Genomic DNA, 4,421 nt, shown 5'->3' with positions numbered 1-4,421 from the left:
CAGGCCAGCGCGTGCGGGCCGCCGCCGGAGCGCCCGAGCACCGCGAAGCGGTCCAGCCCGAGCTCGTCCGCGATGGTCCGGACGTCGGCCGCGGCCGCGCTCACCCGGCGGCCCGGCAGACGGGTGGAGTCGCCGTAGCCGGGCCGGTCGAAGGAGACCAGCCGGATCCCCAGGCGGTAGAGCACGGTGGCGCGCGGCAGCGGGCCGACCCGGCTGCCGGGCGTTCCGTGCATCAGGACGATCGGCCGACCGCGTGGGTCGCCCGCGGTCTCGACGGCGAGTTCGCGGCCGTCCGGAGCCTTGACCATCCGAAGTGCCACGCTCGGCCTCCCCCGAACCTCGCTGTCGCCCAAGTCTAGGGCGTGCCAGATGCGTTCCGGGTGGTGACGGTCGAAGTGGCGGTGACTCGTCGGAACTCGTCGGACGCTGTCGCGGGGAGAGGCGATCCGTTCCGGGCCGGTCGGTCCTCCGGTGCGGTGTGAGGGCGGCTCGTCGGGGCTCGTCGGACCGCTCCGGACGGTGCGGAAGCTGGAGGTCGACCGGGTGGTGACCGCCGTCCGGCGGGCTCAGGGGAGGCCGTGGTGAAAAGGTTCCGTCTCACTCGTGGTGAGGGCCTGACGTTGGTCGGCGCGGTGCTGACAAGCCTGGCCGGCGCGGCGGGGCAGGAATTGGTCTCGCGACTCATGGACCTGATGGGGTGGTGAGCATGCGGTGGTGGGGATCCGGGGGCCCGGATCCCCACCGCTCGTGGTCTCAGTGCGCGGAGGGTGACGGGGCCGCGGACGGCGAGAGGGTCGCCGAGGGCGACGGGGCCGACGGGGTGGCCGTGGCGGAGGTCGTGGGCGCCGGGGCCGGGCAGCCGGGGCCGGTCGGCGTGGCGGTGGGCGTGGCGGAGGGGGAGGCCGTCGCGCTCGGGGTGGCCGTCGGGGACGGCGTGGAGGTGGGCACCGGGCAGCCGGTGGGCGTCGCGGTGGGCGTGCCGGTCGGCGTGGCGCTGGGTGTCGTGCTCGGGGTGCCGCTCGGCGTGGCCGTGGGCGTCGCGCCGGGCGTGGCCGTGGCCGTGGGCGTCGGGGTGGCCGACGGGGACGGCACGGAGGTGGCGGTGGGCGTCGCGCTCGGCGTGCCGGACGGGGACGGCGCGGGAGCCGGTGCGGCCGGCGTGGCGGAGGCGGCGGGCGTCGTGGGCGGGGTGGTGGCCGCGGGGGCCGGCCGGTCCGGGGTGGTGGTCGTGGTGCCGGAGCCGAAGTGGGCCATCCAGTTCCTGACGGTCCGCAGGTACTCGCCCGAGTTGTTGTAGCCGAGGACGGCCCGGTCCAGCTGGGCCGGGTCGGCGAGGTTGCGGCCGCCCGCGCAGAGGTAGCGGCCGGCGGCCTCCGCGGCGTCGAAGATGTTGTTCGGGTCGGCCTGGCCGTCGCCGTTGGCGTCGACGCCCCAGGAGGCCCAGGTGGAGGGGATGAACTGCATCGGGCCGACCGCGCGGTCCCAGACGCGGTCGCCGTCGTAGCGGCCGCCGTCGGTGTCGCCGATCGCCGCGAAGCCCTTGCCGTCGAGCACCGGGCCGAGGATCGGCCGGTACGTCGTCCCGGCGGCGTCCACCGCGCCGCGGCCGGCCTGGCCGGACTCGACCTCGCCGATCGCGGCGAGCAGCTGCCACGGCAGGTGGCAGCCGGGCGAGCGCTGGGCCAGGGCCGTCTCGGCCTTGCGGTAGGCGGCGAAGACGGTCTCGGGCAGGGCGGGCCCGGTGCGGAACGGCCCCGCGGACGGGTCCCCGGGCAGGCCGCCGGCCGGCGGCTGCGGCAGCGGGACGGGGGCGCCGCCGTCTACCGGGGTGCCGGTGCCGCCGGGCGTGTTGGCCAGCGTCGGCAGCGCGCCGCCCGGCAGGGTGAGGCCGGGCAGGGCGGTGGAGACGGAGACGGGGACGACCGGGTCGGTGGGCGGCGGCAGCGGGCCGGCCGCCGCGGCCGGGGAGAGCCCGAGGCCGGTGACCTGGGAGCCGGTCAGCGCGGCCAGCGCGGTGAACGCGGCGGCCGTCCCGGTGACCCGCTTGCCCAGCCGTATCCGGCGCGTCGTCCGCCCTGCGTCGCGCCGTGCGGCGTTGCCCTGCCCTGCCGTCATGCCGTGCCCCTCCCCGTGACCGTCCCGGACCCTCTGGGAACGGACGGACTGCCGGCATCGTGCCTGACGGTGCATGACAGTTCCCGTTCCCGGGACGATTAGTATCACGACGATCTGACGGGACGGCGGTGAGCGGTGGGTGTCCCGGGCGCCACGGGTGGATGAACGCGCAGCTGACGAACGCGCAGGTGGCGGGTGGGGTTGGGGCGTCAGAGCTCGATGAGCATGCCGTCCTCGGCGACGGCCGCGCCCGCCGCCGCCAGGGCCCGGGCGAGGGCCTCGGTGCCGGGGGAGCCGGGGTGGGCCAGCGGGTTGGTGTTGTTGAGGTGGGTGTAGAGGTAGCGCGGGCCGGGGTGGCGGGCCAGGTGCGGGAGCGAGTCGCGGACGGCGAGGTGGCCCATGCCGCGGGAGGAGCGGGCGCCGCCGGTGTGCCCGGCGAGTTCGTCGTCGGTGCTGAAGGTGCCGTCCAGGACCACCACACCGGCACCGGCCACCGCGCGGTCCAGCTCCGGCGTCCACGCGGCCAGCCCCGGCGCGTACACCGCGCTCGCCCGGCCGTCGGCCGTGCTGAACCGGAAGCCGCAGACCCAGTCCGTCCGGCCCTCCCAGCCCTCGCCGGGCAGGTCGGCCGCGTAGCGGGGGAGTTTGCCGCCGAGCGCCAGCGGCTCGGCGCGCAGCCCGCCGGCCAGCTCGACGGCCCGGCCGGGGGCGAGGGTCTGCCAGCCGGCCTTGGTGTACGGCGCGAGCAGCGGGCCGGCCGGGAAGGCCGAGTGGAGCGCGTAGCGGACCGGCAGGGTGGCGTGCACGGTCAGCTCGGCCGCCTCCCGCAGGGTCAGCAGGCCCAGGGTGTGGTCGAGTTCGGCGCTGGTCAGCAGGACGCCGCGGAGCGGGGTGTCCCGGGTGCCCGGGGCGGGGGCGAGTTCGGGGGTGGCGAGCAGTTGGCCGCGCAGGTCGGGCGAGGCGTTGACCAGGTACCAGGCGGTGCCGTCCGCGCTGACCGCCAGGCAGTCCTGGGTGCGGGCGGCGCCGGTGCGGCGGGCGGTGGCGCAGCCCGCGCAGCCGCAGTTCCACTGCGGCAGCCCGCCGCCGGCGGCCGTGCCGAGGATCCGGATCTTCAACGCATTCTCCGGGGGGCGGGGGCCGGGCCGTCCGCGGGGAGCGGCCCGGCGACCAGGTGGTGGTGCGGGGAGAACCGGCAGGCCGGGTCGGTGGCGCCGGCGTCGCCGGTGAGCTGGTAGGCCTGGCACCGGCAGCCGCCGTGGTCCAGCTCGCGCAGCGCGCAGCTGCGGCAGGGTTCCGGCATCCAGTCGGTGCCCCGGTACCGGTTGAACGCCGGCGAGTCGTGCCAGCTCGCGGCCAGGCCGTCGGTGACGGCGTTCGGCAGCGGCAGGCCGGGCAGTTGGGCCGCGGCCAGGCAGGGCAGCACGGTGCCGTCGGGCGCGACCACCAGTTGGCGCCGCCCCCAGCCGTCCATGCAGGGCTTGACGGTGCCCCCGTGGTGGTCGGCGGCGACGTGCGTGATCTCGATCCGGTCGCCGTGCCGTTCGCGGGCGGCGGCCACGTCCCGTTCGGCCTGGCGGACCTGTTCCTCGCTCGGCGCGAGGTGGGCCCGGTTGCGCCAGGCCCAGCCGTAGTACTGGGTGTGTGCCAGCTCGACCCGGTCGGCGCCCAGGGCGACCGCCAGGTCGGCGAGGGCGCCGAGCCGGGCCACGTTGCCGCGGTGCAGCACGGCGTTGACGGTCAGCGGCAGGCCCGCGCCGGTCAGCAGCGCGGCCGCGGCGAGCTTGCGCTCGTGCGCGGCGAGGCCGGCCACCGCGTCGGCGCGGCGCAGGTCGGCGTCCTGGAGGGAGAGTTGGACGTGGTCCAGCCCGGCGTCGGCGAGTTGGGCCGCGCGGGCGCCGTCCAGCGGGAGGCCGCTGGTGATCAGGTTGGTGTAGAGGCCCAGGTGGTGGGCGTGGCGGACGAGGGCGGTGAGGTCCCGGCGGAGCAGCGGCTCGCCGCCGGTGAGGTGCACCTGGAGGACGCCCAGCCCGCGCGCCTGGTCGAGCAGGCGCAGCCACTGGTCGGTGTCCAACTCGTCGTGGTGGCGGGTGAGTTCGACGGGGTTGGCGCAGTAGGTGCACTGCAGCGGGCAGCGGTGGGTGAGTTCGGCGACCAGGCCGAACGGCGCGGGCGTGCGGACCGGTGCACCGGCCGGTCCGGCGGCCGGCAGGCTGCTGCGCGGCCGCGTACTGGTCGGTGCCGGGGGCCTGCCAGCCGGCCGCAGCCGGGGACTGCTCCGGCCAGGTCTGCTGTTGCGGAACGTC

General features: G+C 77.2%; 4 protein-coding genes. All 4 read right to left on the bottom strand.

The genetic code is table 11. The annotated features are described in order from the left end of the window. Positions 1-308 (bottom strand): alpha/beta fold hydrolase (locus ABZ885_RS36190; RefSeq protein ID WP_360198579.1); only part of this gene is annotated, 308 nt, incomplete at its 3' end. Positions 309-753: 445 nt separating this feature from the next. Beyond that, complete coding sequence (locus ABZ885_RS36185) at positions 754-2,115, bottom strand: lytic murein transglycosylase (RefSeq protein WP_360198577.1); 1,362 nt, start codon at positions 2,113-2,115, stop codon at positions 754-756. Positions 2,116-2,324: 209 nt separating this feature from the next. After that, on the bottom strand, positions 2,325-3,233 hold the full coding sequence (locus ABZ885_RS36180; RefSeq protein ID WP_360198574.1) for an MBL fold metallo-hydrolase: 909 nt from the start codon (positions 3,231-3,233) through the stop codon (positions 2,325-2,327). Beyond that, on the bottom strand, positions 3,230-4,421 hold a 1,192-nt coding region (gene pqqE / locus ABZ885_RS36175), incomplete at its 5' end, for a pyrroloquinoline quinone biosynthesis protein PqqE (RefSeq protein ID WP_360198571.1). The genes pqqE and ABZ885_RS36180, both read right to left, overlap by 4 nt.

It is taken from the genome of Kitasatospora sp. NPDC047058 (genome assembly GCF_040643935.1).
Classification (GTDB): domain Bacteria; phylum Actinomycetota; class Actinomycetes; order Streptomycetales; family Streptomycetaceae; genus Kitasatospora.
Note: the sequence above shows the minus strand (reverse complement) of the source record. Positions and strands in the feature narration are given on the sequence as shown.